Annotated in this window: 22 protein-coding genes, 1 tRNA gene and 1 other RNA gene; 6 read left to right on the top strand and 18 right to left on the bottom strand. The window is 54.9% G+C overall.

What is annotated here, in order from left to right:
• Window positions 1-9: 9 nt before the first annotated feature.
• Genes DBR37_RS12530 through epsL form a run of 9 tightly spaced genes read right to left on the bottom strand, consistent with a single transcriptional unit; the run spans window position 10 to window position 10,363 of the window.
• Window positions 10-984 carry an acyltransferase gene (locus DBR37_RS12530; protein ID WP_124574823.1) on the bottom strand — a complete coding sequence of 325 codons (975 nt, stop codon included), beginning with the start codon at window positions 982-984 and terminating at the stop codon, window positions 10-12.
• Entirely contained in the window at window positions 981-2,420 is a 1,440-nt protein-coding gene (locus DBR37_RS12525; RefSeq protein ID WP_233588368.1) for an O-antigen ligase, read from the bottom strand. Before DBR37_RS12525 ends, DBR37_RS12530 begins: the two co-directional genes overlap by 4 nt.
• A 4-nt stretch (window positions 2,421-2,424) precedes the next feature.
• Entirely contained in the window at window positions 2,425-3,501 is a 1,077-nt protein-coding gene (locus tag DBR37_RS12520; RefSeq protein WP_124574822.1) for a glycosyltransferase family A protein, read from the bottom strand.
• Between the two features lie 12 nt (window positions 3,502-3,513).
• Window positions 3,514-4,533, bottom strand: coding sequence for a polysaccharide pyruvyl transferase family protein (locus tag DBR37_RS12515; RefSeq protein ID WP_124574821.1), 1,020 nt, complete (start codon window positions 4,531-4,533; stop codon window positions 3,514-3,516).
• A 16-nt stretch (window positions 4,534-4,549) separates the two neighbouring features.
• On the bottom strand, window positions 4,550-5,452 hold the full coding sequence (gene epsG, locus DBR37_RS12510) for a chain length determinant protein tyrosine kinase EpsG (RefSeq protein WP_199739109.1): 903 nt from the start codon (window positions 5,450-5,452) through the stop codon (window positions 4,550-4,552).
• 44 nt (window positions 5,453-5,496) lie between these two features.
• Entirely contained in the window at window positions 5,497-6,909 is a 1,413-nt protein-coding gene (gene epsF / locus DBR37_RS12505) for a chain length determinant protein EpsF (protein WP_124574820.1), read from the bottom strand.
• A gap of 13 nt (window positions 6,910-6,922) precedes the next feature.
• Window positions 6,923-7,711 (bottom strand): polysaccharide export protein EpsE, encoded by a 789-nt coding sequence (epsE, locus tag DBR37_RS12500; RefSeq protein ID WP_124574819.1) that lies wholly within the window; start codon window positions 7,709-7,711, stop codon window positions 6,923-6,925.
• A 29-nt stretch (window positions 7,712-7,740) separates the two neighbouring features.
• Window positions 7,741-9,144 (bottom strand): undecaprenyl-phosphate glucose phosphotransferase, encoded by a 1,404-nt coding sequence (locus DBR37_RS12495; protein WP_124574818.1) that lies wholly within the window; start codon window positions 9,142-9,144, stop codon window positions 7,741-7,743.
• Window positions 9,134-10,363: an XrtB/PEP-CTERM-associated polysaccharide biosynthesis outer membrane protein EpsL gene (gene epsL / locus DBR37_RS12490; protein WP_233588367.1), complete on the bottom strand. Its 1,230-nt coding sequence runs from the start codon at window positions 10,361-10,363 to the stop codon at window positions 9,134-9,136. The genes DBR37_RS12495 and epsL overlap by 11 nt, the downstream gene beginning before the upstream one ends.
• On the opposite strand from epsL, the gene DBR37_RS12485 reads away from it, so the two are divergent.
• Complete coding sequence (locus DBR37_RS12485; protein ID WP_124574817.1) at window positions 10,353-10,724, top strand: hypothetical protein; 372 nt, start codon at window positions 10,353-10,355, stop codon at window positions 10,722-10,724. The genes epsL and DBR37_RS12485 overlap by 11 nt on opposite strands.
• A gap of 329 nt (window positions 10,725-11,053) precedes the next feature.
• Here DBR37_RS12485 and DBR37_RS12480 read toward each other — a convergent pair whose 3' ends face one another.
• The 6 genes from DBR37_RS12480 to DBR37_RS12455 all read right to left on the bottom strand — a co-directional run bounded on the left by DBR37_RS12480 (window position 11,054) and on the right by DBR37_RS12455 (window position 18,572).
• Window positions 11,054-11,512, bottom strand: a complete 459-nt coding sequence (locus DBR37_RS12480) for an EVE domain-containing protein (protein WP_124574816.1) — start codon at window positions 11,510-11,512, stop codon at window positions 11,054-11,056.
• A 166-nt stretch (window positions 11,513-11,678) separates the two neighbouring features.
• Window positions 11,679-11,857, bottom strand: a non-coding RNA gene (gene ssrS / locus DBR37_RS12475) — 6S RNA.
• 37 nt (window positions 11,858-11,894) lie between these two features.
• Window positions 11,895-12,206: a cell division protein ZapA gene (locus DBR37_RS12470; protein WP_124574815.1), complete on the bottom strand. Its 312-nt coding sequence runs from the start codon at window positions 12,204-12,206 to the stop codon at window positions 11,895-11,897.
• Window positions 12,203-12,418: a DUF904 domain-containing protein gene (locus tag DBR37_RS12465; protein ID WP_124574814.1), complete on the bottom strand. Its 216-nt coding sequence runs from the start codon at window positions 12,416-12,418 to the stop codon at window positions 12,203-12,205. Before DBR37_RS12465 ends, DBR37_RS12470 begins: the two co-directional genes overlap by 4 nt.
• A 161-nt stretch (window positions 12,419-12,579) precedes the next feature.
• A complete protein-coding gene (locus DBR37_RS12460; RefSeq protein WP_233588366.1) occupies window positions 12,580-15,849 on the bottom strand; it encodes an exodeoxyribonuclease V subunit beta in 3,270 nt (1,089 codons plus the stop codon).
• 35 nt (window positions 15,850-15,884) lie between these two features.
• On the bottom strand, window positions 15,885-18,572 hold the full coding sequence (locus tag DBR37_RS12455) for a PD-(D/E)XK nuclease family protein (RefSeq protein WP_124574813.1): 2,688 nt from the start codon (window positions 18,570-18,572) through the stop codon (window positions 15,885-15,887).
• Between the two features lie 286 nt (window positions 18,573-18,858).
• Between DBR37_RS12455 and trxA the strand changes: the two genes are divergently transcribed.
• Both trxA and rho read left to right on the top strand, forming a co-directional pair.
• On the top strand, window positions 18,859-19,185 hold the full coding sequence (gene trxA / locus DBR37_RS12450) for a thioredoxin TrxA (protein ID WP_012078487.1): 327 nt from the start codon (window positions 18,859-18,861) through the stop codon (window positions 19,183-19,185).
• A gap of 108 nt (window positions 19,186-19,293) precedes the next feature.
• Complete coding sequence (gene rho / locus DBR37_RS12445) at window positions 19,294-20,559, top strand: transcription termination factor Rho (protein WP_124574812.1); 1,266 nt, start codon at window positions 19,294-19,296, stop codon at window positions 20,557-20,559.
• Window positions 20,560-20,650: 91 nt separating this feature from the next.
• Here the strand turns inward: rho and DBR37_RS12440 are convergent, their stop codons facing one another.
• Window positions 20,651-21,259, bottom strand: coding sequence for a trimeric intracellular cation channel family protein (locus DBR37_RS12440; protein ID WP_124574962.1), 609 nt, complete (start codon window positions 21,257-21,259; stop codon window positions 20,651-20,653).
• A gap of 207 nt (window positions 21,260-21,466) precedes the next feature.
• Between DBR37_RS12440 and DBR37_RS12435 the strand changes: the two genes are divergently transcribed.
• From DBR37_RS12435 to DBR37_RS12425, 3 genes are all read left to right on the top strand, one after another.
• The gene (locus DBR37_RS12435) at window positions 21,467-21,733 is read left to right on the top strand and encodes a type B 50S ribosomal protein L31 (RefSeq protein WP_124574811.1); all 267 of its coding nucleotides are present in this window, start codon (window positions 21,467-21,469) and stop codon (window positions 21,731-21,733) included.
• A 180-nt stretch (window positions 21,734-21,913) separates the two neighbouring features.
• Entirely contained in the window at window positions 21,914-23,653 is a 1,740-nt protein-coding gene (locus tag DBR37_RS12430) for a glycosyltransferase family 39 protein (protein ID WP_124574810.1), read from the top strand.
• A gap of 119 nt (window positions 23,654-23,772) precedes the next feature.
• Window positions 23,773-23,857: transfer RNA gene (locus tag DBR37_RS12425), tRNA-Leu, on the top strand.
• Between the two features lie 202 nt (window positions 23,858-24,059).
• Here the strand turns inward: DBR37_RS12425 and DBR37_RS12420 are convergent.
• A complete protein-coding gene (locus tag DBR37_RS12420) occupies window positions 24,060-24,689 on the bottom strand; it encodes a hypothetical protein (protein ID WP_124574809.1) in 630 nt (209 codons plus the stop codon).
• A 35-nt stretch (window positions 24,690-24,724) separates the two neighbouring features.
• Window positions 24,725-25,033 (bottom strand): hypothetical protein, encoded by a 309-nt coding sequence (locus DBR37_RS12415; RefSeq protein WP_124574808.1) that lies wholly within the window; start codon window positions 25,031-25,033, stop codon window positions 24,725-24,727.
• Window positions 25,034-25,037 lie beyond the last annotated feature (4 nt).

The raw sequence follows: 25,037 nt of genomic DNA, 5'->3' as shown, positions 1-25,037 counted from the left end.
CCATATTATTTAAGCTGTTTTAAATTTGTTGGCCATCATCTTGCCGCGCGCTATCCACCAGTGTTCAAAGTAGAAGGTAGAGATATGCGCAAGGACGAACAGCACCGCGAACAGCAAGGGCCGCTTCAGGTATTTGACGATCACATCACCGCTACCGAGCCAGGTATGCGCCAGCAGCGGATGGATCACGTACAACGCATAGGAGATAGTCGCCAGGTAAACCAGCACGCGACGGTTCAGCAGGGTGGCGAGCGTGCTGGCCGGATTGACGATGGTGCTGCCGACCAGCAGCGCCGCCAGATACGGACGCAGGTAATTCAGCGCTGCGCCCTGCTCATGGCAGGACACCAGCAACAACAGCAGCAATGGCCATTGCGGAATTTTTTTCAGCCACGCCAGCACACGCAAATCACTGCGGTGCTGTACCAGCAAGGCCAAAGTACAACCGGCCAGGATTTCATCCATGCGGTAATAGCTGATGCTGGATGCATACACGCCATCCGTTACGCGCAAGCCGGTGAAGAACAAAGCCAGCAAAGGAAGCAGCAACAGGCTGCGCACTCCAAACAAGGCAAACAGCAAGGCGATGCCCAGATAAAACTGCATCTCCAGGCACAAACTCCAGATGTGTTCAGTCAGCGTCACCAGATGCACTGGCGGCAAGTTTGCGTAAAAGAAGAAATGCGACAGCCAGGTATCCGCCGACGCACCAGCCAGCGTCAATGCCAGCGCCAGATACAACCATGCGAGCGGCAGGATGCGGAAGAAGCGACGCACCAGAAAATCCGACACCGGCGGGTCCTTCAGCAGGAAGGAAGTAATCAGGAAACCGGACAGCGTAAAGAACAAAGACATACCGAGCAGCCCAAACATCGCATTCATCTGCAATACCTTGGGTCCCATAGGCAGCAAGTGCGCTGCCAGTACACACAGGATGCTGACGCCGCGCCAGCCATCCAGCACTTCCAGACGCGGGCCGCTCATCGCGCACCTTCTTTAGTAGTGGGCAAGGCCCCGCTGATAGTCGCCAGTGCGCAGCCGGCACCGATGACAAACCAAAAGTACCAGTTAAAGACCAGATAGCCGAACATATTGTCCGAGGACGACACCACCAGATACACAATCACGATAGCAATCGTGATGAAGGACGCCAGCCGGTCTGTCCTGAACAAGGCTTTCAGCACCAGCACCATGCGTGCATACAGGAAGAGATAAGCACCCAAGCCGAGCACACCTGCATCAAAGAACCATTGCACATAGACATTGTGCGCACCCCAGTTCATCTTGTTTGCAGCCGGAAAAAAAGTCTGTGAAAAGTAACGGAAAGCATCGACGCCGTAGCCGGACAGATAATGGCTGGGGCGCATCCACTGCAGGCCGCTCTCCCAGATCGACAAACGCCAGGCAAACGAATTCAGCTTCGCATAGCCGACTGCTTCGGTACCGCTACCCAGATCCAGCAAGCGATCACGGATCTCCGGCACCAGCAAAGCCACCACCGGCAACAGCATCAGGTACAGCAGATAACGTCGTTCAAACAGCAAGGCATAGCCGACAAAGACAAACAGACAGGCAATCCACGCACTACGGGTCTGCGTCAGCACCAGCAAAGCCAGCAGGTAAAAGAAGTACAGCGTCACCACCACCCGCATGGTGCCACTCATAGGCATGGCCTTATCCTTCAGAGTGAACAGGATCAGCGGGATCACCAGCGTCAGGTAAAAGGCGAAGATATTCGGATGGGTAAACGTTGATTGCAGGCGGAAGCCTTCCGCCCCGCCGCTGGCACCGTGCAAGGCAACATCGACCACTGCATACAGCGCAGGCAAGACCGAGGACCACAACACCAATCGTACGCAATAGCGGAAATCCTGCGCCGAGCGCACGAAGTAAAAAGCACTCACGAACATCGCGAAATAAGACAACAGCGTCAGGTAAGTGCGGATCGCGTCACCCTTCTCCGGCGAGATCACGACACCGAACAGCGCTGCCAGCAGGAACGGCAACCACGACCAGACCATCTTCTTCGGCAATTGCTGCGGCCGCTCCATCACCAGCATGCAGGCCAGCAGGATCACACACAGATTGATGACACCACCGAGCCCGGTGGTATAGCCGCCTATCGAGAAACGAGTGGATTCCAGCACCACATCACCGACCGAGCGAAACACGATAATCAGCGTCAGCAAGGCCATACGGTTAAACAGCAGCAGAAAACCAAACAGCAGGAAGGCAGGCAAGGCTGCCAGTCGCGCCAGCTTGTAATCCATCACTTCCGCATAAAACGGTACGACGATCCCGGCCAGCAGCGCCAGCACGATCACGCCCAGTACTGTATGCGCCTGCCCCTGATTCGGCAGCCAGCGCATGTGTACTTTGCCACCAGCTGCAGTGGCCTGATATGGAATGTCGGTAGGCATGGAATTAAGCAGCCAGTTCCCCGGCCACACTCATGCTGCCCTTGCCAGGGAAACGACGGATCAGCCAGGAACGGATGGCATTCCATTCACCAGTCTCAGGTGCATTGCGCGACTGGAACTGGAAATAGCGCCACAGCAAGGCCGCATCCTGCCGCGTCGATGCCGCTTTACGGAAGATCAGTTCGCGTTCCAGCTCTTCCGACGCACCGAGTCCGCGGCGCAAGGTATACGCCATCTGCGCGAACTCATCGGAAAAATCGGTCCGGCCATTCACATCAAACAAAATACCGCCGTGATTGCAGAAAGGCGCCGGATCGAAGTAAGGCAGGTCATGCATGATGCAGAAGGAGCGCGTCAGGTAACGCGAGATATCCAGCGACACCTCGACCTGTTCGCGGAAGCGCGTCGCGCTGACATTGCTGCCGTGCCAGCGATACTGGATCAGCTGTGACGGCACATTGGTGCACTTGCCGAGTATCGCCAGCTGGCCGAACATGAAGTAATCCTCAGCCAGGCTATTCACCTGCAAACGCTTGTCGGCAGGCATCACCTTCAGGAAATCCGAGCCGTAACGCACACCCAGTTTTTGTACCGCAGCGAAATCCATCATGGCAGCCGGATGCGTAATCGGATTGCGGAAGAAGCTGGCGGCTGCCACACGCTGACGACCGATCGGCATCTTGATATTGCCGCCGACTTCACCTGCACCATTGATCACCGACGATTGCCCGCTGATAGCGACACAGTCCGGTTGCCGTTTGAAAGCGGCCAGCACGATCTCCATACGATCGACGAAGCAGACATCATCGGCATCATGCCGCATCACATATTTGCAATCGCTGATCTCGAGGCCGCAATTCAGCAAGCCAGCCAGGCCTTCGGCTTGCGGGAAGCTATGTACTTCTATGCGCGGATCGCGTCGGTGGTAGTCCTCGGCCAGCTCCAGGCTGCCATCGGTAGAACCGTGGTCCAGCACCAGCACGCGCCAATCCCTGAAAGTCTGCATGCAGATACTGTCCAGCGATGCCGCCAGGTAGTCGATGCCGTTCTTCACCGGCAGTAAAACATCTATCGTCGCCAAAATAATTCTCCCTTAAATGATGGCCGCCAACTGCGCGACATCTGCGATTCGTGTTGTCCGTGGCTGTGTGGGTTGCGTCTGTGCCTGCTCCAGCGTCACCAGCTCACTGCGCTGCGTCCAGGCCGCGACATAGCGGGAATTCTTTCCATAGCTGTTATCGAGCACGATGTTGGGGCGATTCAGCAGGCAAGCGAGGATGTGGCCGTGCAGGCGATCCGTCACGATGAACTCATGCCGCGCAAACAAGCGCGCCGCATCCTTGACTAGCCGTGCCGAGTAAGCGATCCACAGACGCACCAGGATGCGATTCGCGATGCGTCCCATACCACGGCGATAGAAACCTCCAAGGCCACGACGGAACAGGTTGATACGTTCTTCCCGCTCACCGACGAATTCCGGCCAGTCGGTGAGAGTTTCTATATTCAGCTCGCTCATATCGGCATGCGCACCACCTTCATCATCGACGCGACTAATGCGCAAACCATGTTGTGACGGACGCTTGTTCCCAGACCGCAGCGGATAGAGCTGATGCGCCATATCCGGCAACAGATACACGTGATCGCTGAAGGCTTGCGCCATCTGCAGCGACACTTCATCCCGTACACAGATGTGTACATCCGGATGACTGCGGAATACTTCTGCGGAAGCAGCCTGCTCGACAGCTGAAGAGAAATGCAGCGATTGCGGCAGCACAATGATGCGATTGCGCGAATGCGACATGACGATGTCTTCCCGCAACTGCTGGAAGCATGGATACAGGTCACCGAAATTGCCGCCGCCGTGGAATACGATCACATCACCTTCATCTATCCACTCCGGGTCATAAGCGTCGTAAGGTGCGATCAGCTTGGGACGCAGACCGTGCTTGCGGAAGAAAGCCAGCGTGCCGTGCATGATCAGCAAGTCGCCTACATTGCCGTGCGTAGGGATATCGACATAGTGGAAAGGCGCATCACCTATCAACTCCAGCAATACTTCGTGCTGCTGCATCAATTCCTTACATAGCTGTTTGTGATTCTTCGGGCTCGCCATGTCATCTCATCTAAATTTAGTATTCATTCATAACGGCGCCGACCACCAGCACGCCGCTATGCTTCATCGAATCGACCAGATTGCCAATCGCACCGACATGACTTTTGTCCTTGCGTGCGACGACCAGCGCCGCACCGGCACGTGCCGCCGCAGTCTGGCCATCGGCATAGTCGTAATCCGGCGGGGTATCAATCAGGATCACATCGAACTCAGTGCTGAAGTCGCGCAGCATTTGCGGGAAGGCACCGCGCCCCAGCAACTCCTGCGGATTCGGCGGCAACACGCCGCTCGGCAAGACCGACAAATCCATCAGGGCTTCTATGCGCTGCACATCAGTGGCGGCATTACGGCCGGACAGGATGCCGGACAAGCCGCTGCGGTTTTCTATGCCAAATAATTTATGCTGGCGCGGTCTGCGCATATCCGCATCGATCAGCAGCGTGCGTTGACCCAGCTGCGAGAAAAGTACCGCCAGGTTGGCCGCGATATAGCTGCGGCCATCACCACGCTCGGCGCTGGTAATCGCCAATGCAGAACGTTGCGCACCAGAACCAAACCAGCGCATCACCAGTTGACTACGCAAGGCACGCAACGCTTCGACCTGCTTGCTGAACGGATCATAGGCAGCGATGACTTCTTCACTGACGCTGCTTTCGCCGCGACGCAAATAGGGATAGGCGAACTGGCTGGACAGCGCGAAATCGATATCGGCAGCTGTCAACAAACCCAGCGCGACGCCGGTTTCACCAAAGCGCTGCCGGTGTATATGCTGCTCGCGCAGGATGCGTTCGGTGTCGCCGACGCTAAGACGACCACTCTTGACCAGGATGCTGCCCATCTGGTTGGCTGCGCTCAATGGACGTGTCTCGCGATACTGCAAGGTGGCGGCATCCTGGATCTGCGTTGCGTTTCTGATCATGATGTTTCCTATCTAAAATGTGCGCTGTGCTGTCGCTTGTGGCTTCAGGCAGCTATCGCAGGACCGGCCGATCCTGCAGGGCCCAGGCGCGGAGGATTTCTCTTGCCCAGCTTTTTTGTTTTTTCGATCACGCCTATCAGCGGCAAATCGAAGATGCGCGTCAGGTCTTCCGGCGAACGCACGCGGTGATCCAGCAATTCCATCGCAATCGCCGCACCCACACCCAGCATCAGGCCAACCACCAGTGCGACCAGCAGATTGAGCATGAGACGCGGGCTGGCCGGGCTGCGCGGTGCCGTTGCCGCCGTCAGCACCGAGATATCGGATTGCGTGGACTGGCCTTCCAGGCTGGTCTGGGTCAGGCGTTGCGAAGCGGTCTCGTACGCCTTCTTCGCGTTTTCCATTTCATTCGCCAGCACACTCAATTCATCGCGTGCACCATTCAGTGCCAGCACCTTTTTCTTTTGTGCATCCAGTGCCGCACGGATTTCCGCTTCACGTTGCTGCGCGATCCTTGCGTTGTTCACGACCCCGCTGGAAGCCAGTCCTATCTGCTGATTCAGGTTGGCGCGCAATTGATCCACTTCCGATTTGGCGGCGATGTATTGCGGATGGTTGATATTGAGTTTCTTCGACGTATCGGCGAACTTGGCTTCGGCTTCCGACAAACGTGACTTCAGCGTCTGTATCAAAGGATTGGACAGGACATCCGGCGAATCCCCGGCATTGCGCTTGACCTGCTGCTGGCGTGAAGTGGCATCCATCGCCTGCCCTTGCGCTACCACCAGCTGACTCGACAATTCATTCAGGCGGGAGGTTTCCACATCCAGCTTATTATCGCTGCTGAAGATATTGTTCTTTTGCTGGTAAGCCGACATGCGGTTTTGCGCATCTTCAAAGCGGTCACGCAAGACTTTGATTTGCTCATTGATGTAGCCGCTGGCTTTTTGTGCCGGAGCGACTTTCAGGTCGACGCTGACTTGCTGATAAGCCGCCGCAAAGGCGTTCGCTACTTTCGCCACGTAATCGGCATCGTCACCCTTGAAGCTGATATTCAGCACGCTGCTTTCACGCGCCGGCTCCACCGTCAGGCTGCTGCGCAAGCCATCGGCCAGCCAGTCCTGTATCGTGCCGTGGCCCGGATCCAGCCGTGCGTAGCGTTCCTTGACGGCAGGACTATCAGCCAGCTTCAGATCGTCGATGACTTTCATTGCGACCACTTTGCTGTTGACGATATCGACCTGGGTCGGCATGTAACCCGGCGTCAGTTGTGCCGGCACGTTCAGGCCGGTGACCGGATCGACACCCTTGTTATTCAACACCAGTGCCGTCGTTGCCTTGTAGGTCTTGGACATCACCAGGCTGACCACGAAGGCGGACGCCAGCGTCAGCGCCAGCAGCAGCACGATGATTTTGTAACGCGCACGCAAGGTGCGCAGGATTTGGCTGATAGTCATAGTCGTGCCCCGCTCAGAACAGGCTTTCTTTTACATAGACGATGTCGTCCGGCTTGAGTAAATCGTCATGTTTGACGCTGATGATTTGCAGTACGCCATTGGCATCGCGCCGCTTGATGCGTACGCCGCGTTCCGTACCGCGTGCGCTCAGGCCGCCACCGGTGGACAGCGCCTGCAGCACCATCATGTTGCGTTCCAGCTTGTAGGAACCCGGCTTCTGTACTTCGCCGTAGATATAGAAGCGCGGCGCACGTTCGACGAATATCTGGTCACCTGCCACCAGCTCGCGGTTCTTGCTCGGATCACCGGAACGCACCAGTTCCAGCAGGTCTATGCTTTCCTTGCTGGTTTTGCCGTCACGGGTATGCGTAAGGATTACGGTATCGGCCGCTTCTTCATTCGCACCGCCCGCCATCGCCAGCACATCGGTCAGGCTGCGCTTGCCGTCAACCGGGTAACGCCCGGGCTTGTTAACCTGCCCCAGCACCGATACCTGCTGGCTCTGCATCTCGGTCACCATCAGGTTGACTTGCGGATTGCGGATGAAACCGCCTTTATCCAACAGGTCAGCAATTTTCTTTTCCGCCTGGTTGGATGAGAGACCGCCGACTTTTACTTCACCGACCAGCGGGAATGAAATGCTGCCCGCTTCGCTGACACGTGTTTCCACCGTCAGGTCGCTGTTACCGAAGACGGTGATCTTTACCACGTCACCTGCACCCAGCGGTACATCGGCGGCCTGTACCCAGCTGCCTACGGTAATCATCAGAATCGCCAACATTGCTTGTCTTATTTTTTTCATGCTTCACTCCATTTGCTTCGTATTCGGTATCAATAAGCGTTGTCACGCATCAGCACGACCTTGAAGGTGCGCAGGATGATCCACAGGTCGAGTGCCAGCGACCAGCGCTTGAGGTAGTCGAGGTCATAGGCGATGCGCGCTTCCATCTTGTCCAGCGTGTCGGTCTCGCCGCGCAAACCATTCACCTGGGCCCAGCCGGTGATGCCGGGGCGCACCTTGTGCCGCAGCATGTAACCCTTGATTTGTTTGCGATACAGCTCGTTGTGCGCGACCGCATGCGGACGCGGCCCGACTATGCTCATGCGACCCTGCAGGACATTGAAGAATTGCGGCAATTCATCGAGCGAGGTCTTGCGCAGGAAGGCACCTATGCGCGTGATGCGCTGGTCGTCCTTGGTTGCCTGCACCACCCGTGCACCGTCTTCGCATACCGTCATCGAGCGGAATTTGTAGACGATAATTTCTTCACCATCGAGGCCGTAGCGGCGCTGGCGGAAGATCACCGGCCCCGGCGAGGTGACCTTGATCGCGATTGCGATGCCCAGCATGACCGGCAACAGCATGAGCTGGATGATCGAGGCCAGCACGATGTCGCTGCCACGCTTGATCATGCTGTTAATACCTGTGAACGGCGACTCACAAATCGCCACCACCGGCAAACCGGCCACGCTGTCGAAGCGCGCCTGGATCAGATCAAAGACATAGATATCCGGCAGAAAGTAGATCGAAGCTGTGGTGTCCTGCAATTCATTGAGCAACTTGCGTATGCGCGGCTGCGCCGAGATAGGCTGGCTGATGAAGATGGTGTTGATATTGTTTTGCCGCACATAGGCCGGGATATCGGACATGCTGCCAAGCAAAGGCACTCGCTGATCATCCGGCTGGCGCGAGACATCCCTGTCATCAAAGAAGCCGCTGACTTCCATGCGCAGATCAGGATTTTCATCTACACGCTCGGCCAGCTTCACGCTCAGTTCATTGACACCGACCAGTACCACCGAGCGTATGCCGGTGCGACGCAAGCCGGAGCTCGCTTTTTGCAGGACGATCTGGCCCAGCAATAGCAGTGGCGGCGTCAGCAGCAGCCAGATGATAATTTCCTGCTGGGTAAACAGGGACGACAAACCAGCCACATAGCCAAAGAACAGCAGAAGTACCGCCACCAGGCTCCAGGCCAGCAAGATCGCCTTGAGTTTGCTGAGGAAATTATTCGATGCCGCATCACGCCACGGATCGCTCCAGCTGAATACGGTCGAGCAGATAAAGAAGGTCAGTATCGCCAGCACCACATGCTGCGCGCTGAAGCCATGCCCTATCAGCACGCTCATCAGATAGAGCAAGCCGATCGCAATCAGCGGATCGAGCAGGCGACGATAGAAATTCCGCGCGGGTATATCCGCCGGATATTTGATTTGGCTGATGTCAGAATTCATAGCGTGTACTGATATGAGCACCATCGGTACTGTAAGACGCCGATGGAATATTCGAATCCAGGGTGGTACGGAATACCGCCGCGCGTATGCGCCAGTGCGAGGTCGGCTTGTACGTCACGCCAAGCAAGGCATTGCGATAGTCGTCCGAGCGATTCAGCGGCTCCAGTCCCTGTATCACCGACACGCCGTTGTAGCTGCGCTTCTCTGCCATCACCAGGCCATCGACACTGATCTTGCTGGTCGCATCCCAGGTCGACGCCAGGCTCAGACCCTGGTTGCGTGCATAGTTGGCGGCCAGGTTGTCGGTCGCGCCCAGCTCACGCCAGGCAGCCAGTGAGACCGCTGTCTTGTTAGTCGCCTTCCAGTAAGCGGTGAGACGTGCACTCGGCACATTGGAATCACGTTGCGGATTGATTGCATATTCACGCTTGGCGTAGCCGCCGAGGAATTGCAGCATGGTCTTGCCGGTGACTTGCCAGTCAACCTTGGCCTTCACTTCATTCTGCGTATACGAGTTGATGTCGGCAAAGGTGTAATCACCTTCTATATGCCGCAAGACCACACCAACCTTGTTGCCGCTGCGCGCCAGGTAATCGACACCGACATCGGTGATGTCCAGCGTACGTTCAGATGGCTTCTGCACTTCGAGGTCATAGCCGAGGTCGTAATGGCTGTACGCCGCATTCAATGCCCAGCTCGGATGGAAGCGCCACGAGCCGTCGACATAGGTCTTGGTCTGCGTTTGTATACTGCGCTGCATGCTGCGATAGTCATCGAACGAGGTCAGGCCTTGCATGTAATTCACGCCGGCGTTCCCCGAGAACTGATTGCCGAGCGCCCACTTCCAGTTGGCGGTAAGGTCTTTGCCAGTGTTATTGAATTGATTGAAGTGATCGTAGTCGGCACGATAGACCGAGGCATCGGCGGTCAGTTTCTGTCGCCCGATGTCTTTATCCATGCGTATGCCCACTGCGGCACGCATCCAGCGATCAGATAACTGCGCCCCGCTCTGCCGCGCAATATCAGACTGGCGCAACAGATTGGCATCGTAATAAATGCCGTAGCTGGCATACGGCGTGAAGGTATCGCCAGTCACCGGATCTGCAGCAAGTACCGGCAGGCTGGCCATCGTCGCGAGCAGCAGCACGGATGATCGCAGACGAGCCTGGCGGCGGCGCGCAAGCACTGCGCGCTCATGCATCACAAGTATGTTCATCATTATTTTCCCAGCACCTGAGCTGCGTGCACCTGGTTCATTGCATCAGCAGCAAGGCATGCACCAAAGTCATCGATGCTGTGTGTGTATGAAGTCAACGACACCATCATTTTTCCCACCATTCTTAAATAAGGCTCCGATGAAGGAAGCAAACATGCACACAGATGAAAAGCGCGACCAAGAAATTTTTATTTCAAATTGCGCCCGAACAAAATTTTCTGCGGCAATAAATTCGTGTCATTTTGTCTATACAAAGAGCTGGTTAAGAGATGGTGCTCATGATTTAGTTCCACGTCGTGCGCGCGGAAAAATAAGAGATATTCGTCTCCTGAATTCAGAAAAAATAATGAAAGGAAACGGATGATGTCCGTGTGTAAGGACAGGAGGAATGTGTTTGTAAAAATTACGCGCAATGCTGGTACATCTTGCGCGGTCAACGCATGTAACTGCTTAAAAAACAGGCAGATTAGTGTGTTTGAATTTTTTACCGTATAAGGACATGCGAAAAATTACATGCGCACTGTCATCAAATATTCATAAAAATGTTAAATATTTTTTGTAACAGAGGCGTATTTCATCTCCAATAATTTTCCATGGCAGAAAATTTATCGAAGCGAAATCCAGGGAAAAAGAAGCAAAGATACGCAGGCAATATTCCGCCTGCACAAGATGAAGAGAATTAACTACGCCGGATCAGCCCAATTGCTTACAGATGAAATTCCATTCATCAGTGGTGACAGGCGTAATCGACAGGCGACTGCCGCGTTGCAGGAGCACCATTCCGCTCAACTCCGGCATGGCGCGCATTTCGGCCAGCGACAGCAGGCGGGTCTTTTTCTTGATACGGACGTCGACCATCATCCAGCGCGGTGTTTCCTGCGTCGCTTTCGGATCGTAGTAATGGCTGTCCGGTTCAAACTGGGTATGGTCGGGATAGGCGGTGCTGGCAACTTCGGCCAGACCAACGATGCCGGGCTCGGCGCAACTGGAGTGATAGAACAGGACGCCGTCGCCGACCTGCATGGTGTCGCGCATGAAGTTGCGCGCCTGGTAGTTACGCACGCCGGTCCATGCCACGGTTCTTTTGGGAGCGGACCAGGCATCATCGATGCTGACTTCGCTCGGTTCGGATTTCATAAGCCAATAGCGCATAAGCTGTTTGCCTGAAAAGTTAAATATACCGGCGGATTATAAAACCAAAGATGGAACCGGATCGTCCGGTGATTTTGCAGCAGATGTCCGCTCTTGTCCCGCCCTTGTCCAGAAACGGCAGCGGAAATAAAAAACGGCTGCATTTGCATGCAACCGTTTCAGTATTCAAGTCCCGCCTGTGCCGCTTTGCCGGCATCCTGAACCAAAAGGTTCAAGTTGGCCACAGTTAGTTCAACTTCGGGTTCATCGGACTAGCGACGCGCACTCCCATCGAACAAAATTCCGCAGCCGCTGCGCATAAATGGTTCAAGGATTTTATGGCAATGGCGAACACGGCAGGAGCGCTTAGTTTACTCCAATCGCAGGACAAGGAAAAGAAATCTTAGAAAAGATTTTCTTGTGGCGCCAATGCCGTATCCAGCGTTTCGTGCATTGCAGCGATTTTTTGCTTGACCTCGGCCATCGACATCTCGGACAAGGGGCCACTCGGCGATTTGGTCGCCAAAAGCTCTGCAGCAATTCCGAGCGCAGCCATGACGGCGATACGGTCATTACCCTTCAACTTGCCAGCGTCGCGGATGGCCGACATCTTGCCGTCCAGATACGCAACCGCTTCCTGCAGCGCGCCTTCTTCGCCTTCCTTGCAAGCCAGTTTATAAGGCTGCCCCATGATGGATACATCGAGCTGGATCATGCGGTCTCCTCATCTTGTTCTTGTGCAGGGATTTTTGCGAGCAGTGCAGCAACGCGTTCGTGCGCTTCCTGCATGCGGCGCGTCAACTCGGCATTCTCGGCCGCCAGGGCAGCCGATTTGATGCGCAAATCCGCATTTTCGCTACGTAGCGATTGAGTCAGATCAGCCAGCTGGCTGATCTTTGCAGAAAGATTGTGAAAGTCTGTAATCATCTCGCCACTATAGTAGTGCAGAGGAATGACCGTCAATAGATAGCGCTATCGGGCGTCGGTTTTCCGCTGCGAGGTTTAAATTTATCGATTAGCGGTCAGCGATAGGACAAGCTCGCTTGCCAAAATTACACGCCGCGCAATACACACATGCGCGGCATGCGTCATATTACCTCAGTCAGATTGCCATCCACCGTGATCAGCGCAGTACGTATCTTCAGGCCGGGGAAAACATCCTGTGCTGCAATGCGATAACGGGCCAGCTGCGCAGTGTACGCCGCCCGCTCGCTGTCGAACAGATTGCGTTTGTAGTCCAGGATCCACAACTCATCGTCAAACATCACCACCCGGTCAAAACGTGCAATCCCGCTAGTGCTGACGATTTCCATCTCATTACGCGCAAAACGATGCTGTGACGGATCAAAGAAGCGACTGAGTTCGGCTTGTCCCAATATCGCTTCAGCCTGCACCCGCACCACTTCCGCCATCTCGCGCGTGCAGGACAACCATTTCGCCAGCGCCGCTGCGTCATAAATCTGTATCGGCCAGTGCTGGGTCAGACGTTCCATCAGTGCATGCAGGACGATGCCTTCTTCGATTTCTGCGCTGCTGAACGCTGCCGGCAATTCAGTCTGCTCCAGCGGCATGGCGGGCGGACTGAATATCGCCAGCTGGAATTCCTGCTCCAGCGCGACATCACACACTTGCTCTTGCTGCTCCGGCTCGACCTGCTGCGCTCCCCGGAAACGCGCATACCAGCAGCCCTCGGCCACACCGCTCTCTGAACCACTACGTGCGTCCGCCACGCCGCTCACGATTAATAGCTTCTTCGCGCGCGTGGTCGCTACATATAAGAGGTTCCAGTCTTCCTGTGTTTTCAGCTGTTCTTCTTCTGCGAACAGATAATCGCGCGCCGCACCACGCTCGGCCTGGCGCCCGAATACCGAAAAGTGATTCGGCGCATCGGCTTCCTGCTTCCATTCGCACAGCACGCCGTAATCATCACGCGCCGGATCACTATGATTCGCGTCCAGCAACACCACGATGTCGGCTTCCAGCCCTTTCGCGCCGTGGATAGTCAGGATGCGCACCGCATCCAGCGCAGCGTCGATATCCGCTTCGTCCGGTGCATCGCTTTCAGCCGATTTTTGCAGGCGACGCAAAGCATCGATGAATTTAGGCAAGCTCGGATAACGTCCGGCATCCAGGTTCAGTGCCAGTTCGGTAAAGGCTTCGATATTGCCCAGCACTTGCCCGCGTACCAGCGGCGATGCGGATAGTGCGTAGCGTGCGACCACATCACCTTCATGCAGGATGCGGTCGAGCAAATCATGCACCGGCAAACGCGCAGCCAGTTCCAGCCATTTCTCCAATAGCTGCACTGCGCGCTGCAATGTCGGTGTATTCAGTTCGGCCTGATGCAAACGGCTCCACCATGTTTTCTCACTGCGCAAGGCCAGCGCGATCAGATCGTTATCGGTCGCGCCCATGATAGGTGACTTGAGCACATGCGCCAGCGCCAGATTGTCATGCGGCGTAATCAGGAAAGTCAGCAAGGCGATCAGATCAGCGACTTCCAGCGATTCCAGCAAACCACCGCGTCTATCCGATGCAAACGGAATACCCGCTTCGCGCAACGCGCGTTCGTAGGCGCCCAGATGGGTACGCTTCTTGACCAGCAACATCACATCCGACCACTGCGCACCCGGGGTCAGGGTGCGCGCCCGCAGGATGGCTTGCGCTACTGCACGCCCTTCTTCCAGGCGACGCGCATCTTCCTCTTCCTCGCGCGGCTCGGTCAATGGATCACGCATCATGGCTGGCGACCAGACGACTTTCTCACTCTTTTCCTGCTGCACCAGTGGCAATTGCCACACCGCGCCCTCATTACCCGAGAGCGTAGTCTGTGGCGTATAAATAGGATTGCCGCGGAAGCTATCGTTCAGAACGTCAACGATGCTGCGTGCATTACGACGCGTCTGGTTGGTGCGCAGGAAGTCTGCACCTTGCGCCACCAGCACTGTGCGCGCCGCCGAAAATACGCGCGGCTCGGCACGACGGAAGCGATAAATCGATTGCTTGGGATCGCCGACCACAAACATGCTGGGCTTGTCGCTATCGTCGCCATAAGCGTTGAGCCAGGCCTGGACGATGCTCCACTGCAGCGGGTTGGTATCCTGGAATTCATCCAGCAACACATGTTTGTAACGTGCGTCGAGACGGCTCTGCAAATAAGCGGCGTGCTCTTCATTCGTTAACAGGCGATAAGCCTGCCATTCCAGATCGGCGAAATCGAATACCCGCTGCTCGGCTTTAACCGCCTGGTAAATCTCAAGGTATGCCGCACCCACTGTAAACAGGGAGCGATTTAACGCGATGACTTTCGGCTCCATGCTGCGACGCAGGATCTTCTTCAGCGCTTCGCCCAATCGATCAAACTCCAGCTCAAATGCTAATAGTCCGTTCTCCCCTAAATTTTCATTTACTGTTTTTACAAAGTTATTAGTGGAACCATTCCTTCTGAATTTTCCCTTATCGTCAAAGAACTCATTAGCTAAAGAAGTAAAATTTTCCAAGCTGGCGCCACCGGAAATTGCACTTTCAATTGCCGTAGCTCTTTTTTGATTCGCGACACCGCCATGACCGAGTAAGTAAGCAATCCGAAGGAAACTCTCTACAGTATTTTCATCCGACCACAAGGATAGGCGTGCGTCGGTCACGCCATCGGCACCGCAGAGTTCTTCCAGCCATTGCAGCGGTTCACCGCCCTGTACCGACGCCCACCATTCGGCGCGCTTGGCGATAAATGAATTCAATAAGTTGCGCGTGCTGAAGTCGCCGACCTGTCCATATAAATCGATCAGTACTTCCTTGACGTGCTGCTGATCTTTTTCATTCACTTCCTGCATGAAGCGACTGTAAGCATCCGATAACAACTCACCGGTCGATTCGGTCAGGCTGTAGCCATGCGGCACACCGGAGGCCAAAGGTGCGATCTGTATCAGGCGTGCGAACCAGCTATGGAAAGTGTCTATCGACAAGGCCTGCGGGCTGCGCAAAACCTTTTCATACAATGCACGCGCCTGCGGCAAAATCTCGGCCAGTGCATGTTCGGGAATGCCACGTTCGCGCAGCAAGGCCAGTACTTCTGCATCCGGCTTCAGCGTCAGCTCGTGCAGCAATTGCATCAGGCGTTCACGCATCTCTTGCGCTGCCTTGCGCGTAAAGGTAATCGCGAGGATGGCGGCGGGCTCGGTACCTGCCAGTAACAAACGCAGTACACGCGCTACCAGCAACCAGGTCTTGCCGCTACCGGCACAGGCTTCCACCACCACTGAACGCGCAGGATCACAGGCACGCGCGACGAAGTGGGCAGCATCCGCCTGCTCGCCATTGATTTCATAAGCACGCGGCACCATGTGCGGCTCCGACATAGATACATCCCGCGTCATGTCATCCGGCCCGCGCATTACCATGCTCCCTTGCGGCATAGTCCACGCACATCACAGTACTGGCATACCGATTCCGGGCCAGTCGCAGGCAAAGGCGCATCATGCGCAATCGCACGCATGCTGTTGACGATTTGCGTACTCAAAGTCTGCTGCCAATTGTCATAGTCGGGTGATTCCACTTCCTTGATCTTGTCCTTGCTGGCTTCCAGCGGGATATACAGCGCGTTTGCCAGCGGCACATCCGACAGCAAACCGTAGAACGGCAATTGATGGTCTTCACCGTGCTTGAGTTTTTCCCGCAGCGCATTCTGGTTGGTACTCTTGTAATCCAGCACCGCACGTTCGCCGGCTTCATTCTCATCCATGCGATCGACCCGACCGTGCAGGATGATTTCGCCATCATCCCAACGCAATACTTTTTCAAACTTCTCTTCGCCCAGCACAAAATGCCAGCCTTGCGCTTCGCGCTCGCTTAACCATTCCAGATAAGCGGGCATCGCTTTTTGCCAGCGCGCGTAATAACCCAGTGCGGCAGCACTTTTATCCAGTGCCAGATTGAATACCTGGTCTGTGATCTCTTGCAGCAAAGCGGCACGCTCGGACTTTGCAACTTCGTGCAAGCGCGTATGGAAGATCGCGAGGATTTGATGCAGCCAGTCACCGTAATCGCGCTTCTCCGGCATATCCGATAACTCATCGAGTCCGGACAAACCCAGCATGCGCGTGGCAAAGAATTGATATGGGCAAGCAACCAGGCTGTTATAGCCACTGGCGGAAAGCTTTTGCGGGCGCAAGACGGCAGCATGTGGCGCCGGCATGCTCAGCGGCGCCGGTATCAGGCCGCGTGGTGCGATCTCGACTCGATGCGTTGCGACTTCCGGCAAACCAGCGCGCGCCAGACTCAGCTGCAAGCGCTCTATCCACGGGCTGACGGGATTCGGTTCGCCGTTCTTATGCGCCTGCCATGACATCACAACCAGCGCATTCGACGACAGCAACTCCGTCACATCACGCAACTGCTGGCGTTGTCTGCTTTCACGTGTTGCCAGGCCCAGTTCACGCCGCACCACATTCGCGAAGAACAAGGTTTCGCTCGGTTGCGATGGCAAATGCTCGGCATCGGCCCCGACCAGCAAGACCGCATCGAAGCTACGCAAACGCGCACCGTTCAACGGCAGCATCACGACGCGACGGTCGCGGTTCAATTGCACATAGGCGGTTGCTTCCAGCTGCAGATTCAGGAAGGCGCGCCATTCGGCAAATGAAAAGATATGCCCGACTGCGGCGCAGTCCTGTTCTATATCCTGTAACAACTGCAGCACTTGCGCACCAGCGCCGTCCGCCTGCAAGGCAGCACGCATGCCAAGTGCGTCCAGCGTTTGCTGGCTGGCGGTGATCCAGTCGCACAAGGTTTTACCTTTGCTGAAACCGGTCGCCTGTTGTGCCAGCAGCTTCACCATATTCTGCGCCGCAGGAATCGCCGTCAGCGCGTCGCCGACCGCATCCCAGCCGCCGAGCACATTGGCACGACGCAAAGCGAGCTCACTCGCCATGACCAGATCGGCTTTATTGTCAGTATTAGAAAAGACAAACGGCGACTTCAGGAAATCCAGCAAGGCGATGGTTTCGGCACGCGCTGCCACCAGTTCCAGCCACGACGCCAGCGCCGCAGCAGCGCGCGTAGTTGATAGCTTCCAGCCGGTTTCATCAGCCACGATCACTTGTGCACGTTCCAGCAGCGCACGAATGCGACGTGCGACTACGCGATCCTGCGCGACGATGGCGATATTCGTTTTGCCCTGTTGCAGCCAGTCCAGTATGGTTTGTGCACCGGCTTTGGCTTCTGCTTCCAGGTTGTGCGCGGCATATAAAGACAAGCCCGCTGGCGTTGCCAATGGCAATGCGTCACTTGCGAGAGCCTCTTCATCCACCAGCAACTCGGGCCAGGCAGCAGCATAGGTACTATTAATATGTTGCGCATGCCAGTCCAGCGTGATCGCAACCACAGGCCGGTTCACCTGATAAGCGTCGAGGAAAGCCTGCTCCAGCGCATCGGCTGCTACCGGACTGATCCAGAACAATGGCAATTGCGCCTGCCCGGCAATACGCATCATTTGCGCAAAGCGGTGCACGATCGCATCGCTGGCATCCAGCTGGCTTTTCCAGATGGTCCACACCAGCTGCGTTTCATCTGACAACAAATTGCGCGCCACCGGTGACAATTGCTCCAGCGCTGCTTGCCAGCGTGCATCGGCGACATCAGTTGACACCTGCAACTCAGGCAGCATGGCTTGCGTCAATTCATCTGATAGCGCGAGCAGGATTTCCGCCAGTGGCAATAAATCAGTATTGCGGCGCGCACTAAAGAGCTTCTTCAGCCATGCATGCTGGCGCAGATCCGCATACAGCGACATCAGTCGTTCGCTGGGTGCAGTGGCACTGGCACCGGTTTGCGGAGGTAACAACCGTATATATTCACCCAGCGAGGTAATCGTCGGCGGAATGAAAGCCCCGCCCAGTTGCCGTCCCAGCGCACTCTTTAATAGTTGTATATGCGCGAAAGTCGAGACCACTACCCGTAATGAAGATAAATCCCGCTGTACTGATGGCTGCGCCTCCGCCAGCGCATCACTTTGCAACAATGCGCTTGCGGCATCGTCCCAAAAGGCAGCGGAAGGTGGAATTAATACAGTGCGAGGCAGCATCAGGGGCTCAGTTGAAGAAATCAATGGAATTAGTAGCGACAGACTATCCGGTTTTGCATTTTATGCGACACGCGTGAAATTTTTCGAGCAATGCCCCACTTTTTATAAAATAGGTTATGATTTGCCCAGACCCCGCCTGATCACCTCTGGTTACACCTTCAAAACTTGAATTAAATCGCAACGTCTCCATCTGAGCTTCAGTAAGCGGAGTCGCTGCAGGCAAATACCAATTGGCAGGTGATGCCCAGGCGCAGATTTATCCTTTTCCCCTCAGACTGAGGCAAACATGAGCGAAAACATCAAACATATTACCGATGCATCTTTTGATACAGACGTATTGAAATCCGACAAACCTGTTCTGGTCGACTTCTGGGCAGAGTGGTGCGGTCCGTGCAAAATGATTGCACCTATCCTGGAAGATGTTGCAAAAGAGTACGCAGGCAAAATCCAGATCACGAAAATGGACGTTGACGCCAATCAGGCGATTCCGGCCAAATTCGGTATCCGCGGCATTCCTACACTGATCTTGTTCAAGAACGGTGCACCAGCTGCGCAAAAAGTAGGCGCACTGGCCAAAGGTCAATTGACCGCCTTCATCGATAGCAACATCTGAAATAATTAAAAAAGGCAGCGATGCGCCCGCATCGCTGCATGATTACCAACTTCACCGCGTCGTTCCCTCCCCCACCTTTTTATCTCCCATCCTGGGAAACTCAAACATATGCATTTATCTGAATTAAAGGCGTTACACGTCTCCGCACTGCTAGAAATGGCAATTAGCCTGGACATCGACAACGCTGCGCGCTTGCGCAAACAAGAACTGATGTTCGCGATTCTCAAGAAACGCGCGAAATCAGGAGAACAAATTTTTGGCGATGGCGCCCTCGAAGTATTGCCTGATGGCTTTGGCTTCCTGCGCTCGCCCGACGCCAGCTACATGGCGTCCACAGACGACATCTACATTTCGCCTTCGCAAATCCGCCGCTTCAATCTGCACACCGGCGATTCAATCGAAGGTGAAGTCCGCACACCGAAAGACGGTGAACGCTACTTTGCACTGGTCAAGGTAGACAAGGTCAACGGCGAATCGCCGGAAGCTTCGAAACACCGCATCCTGTTTGAAAATCTGACGCCGCTGCACCCGAACAAGCCATTGCTGCTTGAACGCGATATGCGTGGCGAAGAAAACATCACCGGCCGCATCATCGACCTGATCGCACCTATCGGTAAAGGTCAGCGCGGCTTGCTGGTTGCATCGCCTAAATCCGGTAAATCCGTGATGCTGCAACACATTGCACACGCGATCACCACCAATCACCCTGAAGCAGTCATGATCGTGTTGCTGATCGACGAACGTCCGGAAGAAGTGACCGAGATGCAGCGTTCGGTCCGCGGCGAAGTCGTGGCATCGACCTTCGATGAACCAGCGACACGTCACGTACAAGTTGCTGAAATGGTGCTGGAAAAAGCCAAGCGCCTGGTCGAAATGAAAAAAGACGTCGTGATTCTGCTCGACTCTATCACTCGTCTGGCACGCGCCTACAACACCGTGATCCCTGCTTCCGGCAAGGTACTGACCGGTGGTGTCGATGCGAATGCATTGCAACGTCCTAAGCGCTTCTTCGGTGCGGCACGTAATGTCGAAGAAGGCGGCTCGCTGACCATCATCGCAACCGCGCTGATCGAAACCGGCAGCCGTATGGATGACGTGATCTACGAAGAATTCAAAGGTACCGGCAACATGGAGGTCCATCTCGAACGCCGTCTGGCCGAGAAGCGCGTCTACCCTGCCATCAACCTGAACAAATCCGGCACCCGCCGCGAAGAGTTGCTGATCAAACCGGATCAACTGCAAAAAATCTGGGTCTTGCGCAAACTGTTGTACGGCATGGACGAGATCGAAGCGATGGAGTTCATCCTCGACAAGATGAAGGCGACCAAAAACAACGCCGAATTCTTCGACATGATGCGTCGCGGCAATTCCTGATCCTGCATCTGCTTTTCAGCTTGTATTCGGCTGAAAACAAAAAGCCCGCTTTCACTACAAATGAAAGCGGGCTTTTTTATTGGTCTTTGCTTTATCCGGGCAAACGCCAGTTCCGTCGCACTGCCAACAGACGTAACACCGACGTCACCAGGATGCTGGCGATCAGCGCCACAGCCGACGTCATATTCAGCCACTCCAGCAACAAATACACAGTACAGCCGAGCAATGAACAGGTCGCGTACAACTGCTCACGGCGGAACACCATCGGTATCTGGTTACACAAGACATCGCGCAACACACCACCGAAAATACCGGTCGTTACACCCATCATCACGCAGATAAATACAGGCATCTGCGCTTCCATCGCCAGCGAAGTACCGACCGCACTGAACAAACCAAGACCAAGGGCATCGGCCACGACTATCGTCTTTTCAGCGACGGCAGAACGTAAATGCGGCAAAAACGGCCCGGCCAACAGAGCCAGGACAAAGACCAGGATTGCGTATTCCTGATGCTCGACCCAAAACAGCGGCCGTCGGTCCAGCAGCATATCGCGCAGGGTACCGCCGCCAAAAGCTGTCACAAAGGCAACAATAAATACCCCGACCAAATCCATATCCTTACGCCGTGCCTCGACAAAGCCGGAGCAGGCAAATGCAATGATGCCGCAGGCTTCCACCACCTGCAGCAACGTACTCATGCCACTTTGCAAACCTATTGTCACAGAGTCTCCTTTTATTCTTAGTGCCGAACTGTAACACCGCTGTTGCCAAATCTATCGCAAACCCATGATTTCATTGTATAATCTCCGGCTCGTTCCAACCCAGGCAAGTGATCGACAATCGGGTCAAGAAGCTGTGCGACCGACGAAGTGACGATTGGCTACCAAACTAACCAAGGCAGAAAAATGAAAGAAGGCATACACCCAGAATATCGCGAAGTCGTGTTTCAAGACATGTCTAACGATTTCAAATTCATTACCCGTTCGACCATTCAAACTCGTGAAACCATCGAATTTGAAGGCGCTACATACCCACTGATCAAGATCGAGGTTTCGTCGGAATCGCATCCGTTCTACACCGGCAAACACAAAATCGTTGATACCGCAGGTCGCGTGGACAAATTCCGCAAGAAATTCGGTTCCGTCGGTTCCAAAACAAGCGTGGCAGAATAATTCGTCACCGCGTTTTAAAAAGGCAGCTACGGCTGCCTTTTTTATTATTGCATCAGGCCCCATGTGCCTTTCGGTGTGTCGGAAACCGTTCTTTTCACTCTATACGGATCAATCCGCTGCACTGATACAGAATTTTTGCGGCACAATAACGCCGGATCAAATAAAAATAATTTCCCCTTCATGAAGCCAGTCCGCCTGCCCGCCTCCGCTACACTCGCACTCCCGCGCTGGGCCTTGTTCGCACTGTGTCTGCTGTACATCCTGCCCGGCCTGATAGGCCGTGACCCGTGGAAACCGGACGACGCGGCCGGCTTTGGCATCATGTGGACCATGGCCACCGGCACACTGGCCGACTGGTTATCACCGAATATCGTCGGCCTAGCGATGCCGGAAGAAGGTCCGCTGGCGTTCTGGTTCGGCGCCATCTGCATCAAATTATTCGGCTGGCTGGTCGGCGCGCCCATGGCTGCGCGCATCGCACCTATCTGCTTCTTCCTGCTCGGCTCCAGCGCGGTCTGGTACACCACCTACCTGCTGGGTCGCCGCACTGAAGCACAACCGCTCAAGCTTGCCTTCGGCGGACAACCTGAACCGAAAGACTTCGGCCGCACCCTGGCTGACGGCGCACTGCTGATCTACCTCGGCTGCCTCGGCTTGCTGGTACACAGCCACGGCACCACCTCGGAAGCACTGCAGGTTTCGCTGGTCGCCTACGCGCTGTATGCCACCACCCGCCTGTTTGAAGAACACACCATACGTCGTGCAGTCGTGCTTGGTAGCGCACTCGGCTTGCTGGCCCTGACCCGCGGCTGGGTCACACCATTTGCCTTATGGATAGGCATCATCGTGCTCGCCGCAATCCGCGAACGCGCATTATTGCCACGCCTGATACTGGTTACCCTGCCACTGGCCGCCGCCATCACTGGCGCGTGGATATGGGCGAGTCAACAAGTGCAACCATACGGCAGCTCGCCGATAGATGCGTGGATGGCCTGGAACTACCACCTGGTTGACGCACCATCCTGGTCTACCCTGCAATACTTCCTGAAGAATGCGATCTGGTTTGCATGGCCGGCCTGGCCGTTCGCGATCTGGGCGGTGTATGCCTGGCGTCGCCAGCACGCAGCCTTGCACATCACGCTGCCGCTGACTTTCTTTGCCGCACTTCTGGTGCTGGCACTGCTCAACTCGCATGGTGAAGAAGCCAGCCTGTTGCCACTGTTGCCTATGCTCGCGATCCTGGCTGCCTTTGGCTTGCCGACCATGAAGCGTGGCGCCATCAATGCGGTGGACTGGTTCTCGGTGATGATGCTGACCACTTGCGCAGCCTTCATCTGGATAGGCTGGATCGCCAAGCAAACCGGCTGGCCGGCACAACTGGCGAAGAACGCATTCAAGATCGCACCGGGCTTCAAACCTGAATTCAACCTCTTCATCCTGCTGGTTGCCGCTGCGGCGTCCGCCGGCTGGATCTGGATCGTCTACTGGCGCGTCTCGCGTCGCCCGTCGGTCTTATGGCGCGCCGTCGTACTCTCGTCCGGTGGCATCATCCTGTGCTGGTTGCTGCTGATGACACTGTGGCTGCCATGGGGTAACTACATCAAGAGCTATGTCAGCGTCGCGCAGCAGATCGATGCGGCATTGCCGACGGTCAAACGTTGTGTTGCCTCGAATGTGGGCCCGGCCCAGCGCGCTTCGTTCGCCTACTTCGGCAAGATAGAATTCGCGCAATTCGGCGAAAAGAACTGCGACTACCTGCTGCTGCAGGACAACCATCGCGGCAACGATGCGGCACAGTCCATCACCCGTTCCAGCCAGCAATGGCAACTGGTCTGGCACGGCCGTCGTCCGGCTGATCGTGACGAACGCTTCCGCCTGTATCGCCGCGTCTACAATGCCCCGGCCGCAACCCCACAGTAATGTCGCAGTAGTGTCGATTCGCTATCGATTTTGTAAAAATTTTGCGTACAGGCAGCATATTCGAGCACGATGAGTCTTGCTCAAATCCGGCAAATCGAGCATAATGCTCAGCTTGCGTTGCCGAGATGGCGGAATAGGTAGACGCACGGGACTCAAAATCCCGCGCCGCAAGGCGTGCCGGTTCGATTCCGGCTCTCGGCACCATAATTGAATACGCACCCAACTGGGTGCGTTTTTCATTTCAGATCAAGAACTTAAGGTACTGCTCAGTGCCTGCTTCCAGTTACACCTAACGACTAAAGAACTAGCATCAGCGCTAGGCCGCACTAATTATCCAGCCCCTGACACTGGAAACAGCTCGCCGCGTGTAACTAATGGCATGGCTCATGCCAGGCATAAAAAAATACTACGAGACAGAGCTAGATCTCAACTGCTCCAGGCCCATTTCAAAATTGTACTCGGCCAATTCCAAATGCTTATTTGCTTCATGCGACTCTTGTTTAAGAAAATTTGAAATATCCCTGTCGGCACTCAAACTGGGATCAGCAGATCCGATTCGTATCTGCGCATTCTCCAAAATTTCAGTAGCAGTCCGCAATTGTTGAATACTGAGCGCAATCGAACTGGAACCAAGTTCGTACAAAGGAATGGTTGCAACACTCCCTTTCCCGTACCCAAGCTTGGATTCCAAATCAATTGTATGAGCATTAATCGTTGTCCCAAAACTAAATAAATAACTAATATTCTTCACCATAAGCATATGGTTTCGAACTATTTGATCGACAACTTCTATTTGCTTCTTCAAAACACGATTTTCCGCATCTATTACAAGTTGCCGTCCATGTTCGCGCTGTCTTCTAAGAATGAAAAATGCTGTCCAAATGGAAAAAATCGAACCTATCGCTTGAACCCAAGCGGCCCAAGTATTTTTATCCAAACCGAAAAAATTACCAATTCTGTAGATCACAAGAAACGCTACGCCTGACAAAAGCACTCCAGCGAACCAATTCGATTTATCTCGCCAGTCTATTTTCATTCTTCTCCCCTATTTTTGGCAGGGATCGTACCATGCTATTTGAGCGCTGCAACCGCGAACGCTGCAAGGGAAATCAACATGGCCAGGAATGCCCATCGTGCCGACAGCTTTGCCGATTTCGCAGCATCTTCGGTAGCTGCGACCTCACGCACACGAAGTTCGCGATCAAAGTTGGCTTGATCAGCATTCACTTTTTGTTCTTCCAATCGCAACCATTCATTAGCAAGTGCAATCGACCGGACATCATTACCGAAAATCCCAACTGATATACATGCACGCAAGCGGTCTACCCCACCATTGGCTTGCACCCACGCATCCACGTCTTCTATTTGGCGAAAAGACATAATC

The organism is Herminiimonas sp. KBW02 (assembly GCF_003852535.1).
Lineage (GTDB): Bacteria > Pseudomonadota > Gammaproteobacteria > Burkholderiales > Burkholderiaceae_D > Oxalicibacterium.
Note: the sequence above shows the minus strand (reverse complement) of the source record. Positions and strands in the feature narration are given on the sequence as shown.

Bases quoted from the DNA above. Each gene is read 5' to 3' on its own strand.
- DBR37_RS12495 (WP_124574818.1), bottom strand. From the start codon at position 9,144: ATGAATTCTGACATCAGCCAAATCAAATATCCGGCGGATATACCCGCG.
- DBR37_RS12465 (WP_124574814.1), bottom strand. From the start codon at position 12,418: ATGATTACAGACTTTCACAATCTTTCTGCAAAGATCAGCCAGCTGGCT.
- rho (WP_124574812.1), top strand. From the start codon at position 19,294: ATGCATTTATCTGAATTAAAGGCGTTACACGTCTCCGCACTGCTAGAA.
- DBR37_RS12415 (WP_124574808.1), bottom strand. From the start codon at position 25,033: ATGTCTTTTCGCCAAATAGAAGACGTGGATGCGTGGGTGCAAGCCAAT.
- epsG (WP_199739109.1), bottom strand. From the start codon at position 5,452: ATGATCAGAAACGCAACGCAGATCCAGGATGCCGCCACCTTGCAGTAT.
- epsF (WP_124574820.1), bottom strand. From the start codon at position 6,909: ATGACTATCAGCCAAATCCTGCGCACCTTGCGTGCGCGTTACAAAATC.
- epsE (WP_124574819.1), bottom strand. From the start codon at position 7,711: ATGAAAAAAATAAGACAAGCAATGTTGGCGATTCTGATGATTACCGTA.
- DBR37_RS12460 (WP_233588366.1), bottom strand. From the start codon at position 15,849: ATGTCGGAGCCGCACATGGTGCCGCGTGCTTATGAAATCAATGGCGAG.
- DBR37_RS12480 (WP_124574816.1), bottom strand. From the start codon at position 11,512: ATGCGCTATTGGCTTATGAAATCCGAACCGAGCGAAGTCAGCATCGAT.
- DBR37_RS12435 (WP_124574811.1), top strand. From the start codon at position 21,467: ATGAAAGAAGGCATACACCCAGAATATCGCGAAGTCGTGTTTCAAGAC.
- DBR37_RS12530 (WP_124574823.1), bottom strand. From the start codon at position 984: ATGAGCGGCCCGCGTCTGGAAGTGCTGGATGGCTGGCGCGGCGTCAGC.
- DBR37_RS12515 (WP_124574821.1), bottom strand. From the start codon at position 4,533: ATGGCGAGCCCGAAGAATCACAAACAGCTATGTAAGGAATTGATGCAG.
- trxA (WP_012078487.1), top strand. From the start codon at position 18,859: ATGAGCGAAAACATCAAACATATTACCGATGCATCTTTTGATACAGAC.
- epsL (WP_233588367.1), bottom strand. From the start codon at position 10,363: ATGATGAACATACTTGTGATGCATGAGCGCGCAGTGCTTGCGCGCCGC.
- DBR37_RS12470 (WP_124574815.1), bottom strand. From the start codon at position 12,206: ATGATCCAGCTCGATGTATCCATCATGGGGCAGCCTTATAAACTGGCT.
- DBR37_RS12430 (WP_124574810.1), top strand. From the start codon at position 21,914: ATGAAGCCAGTCCGCCTGCCCGCCTCCGCTACACTCGCACTCCCGCGC.
- DBR37_RS12420 (WP_124574809.1), bottom strand. From the start codon at position 24,689: ATGAAAATAGACTGGCGAGATAAATCGAATTGGTTCGCTGGAGTGCTT.
- DBR37_RS12485 (WP_124574817.1), top strand. From the start codon at position 10,353: ATGTTCATCATTATTTTCCCAGCACCTGAGCTGCGTGCACCTGGTTCA.
- DBR37_RS12525 (WP_233588368.1), bottom strand. From the start codon at position 2,420: ATGCCTACCGACATTCCATATCAGGCCACTGCAGCTGGTGGCAAAGTA.
- DBR37_RS12440 (WP_124574962.1), bottom strand. From the start codon at position 21,259: ATGAGTACGTTGCTGCAGGTGGTGGAAGCCTGCGGCATCATTGCATTT.
- DBR37_RS12455 (WP_124574813.1), bottom strand. From the start codon at position 18,572: ATGCTGCCTCGCACTGTATTAATTCCACCTTCCGCTGCCTTTTGGGAC.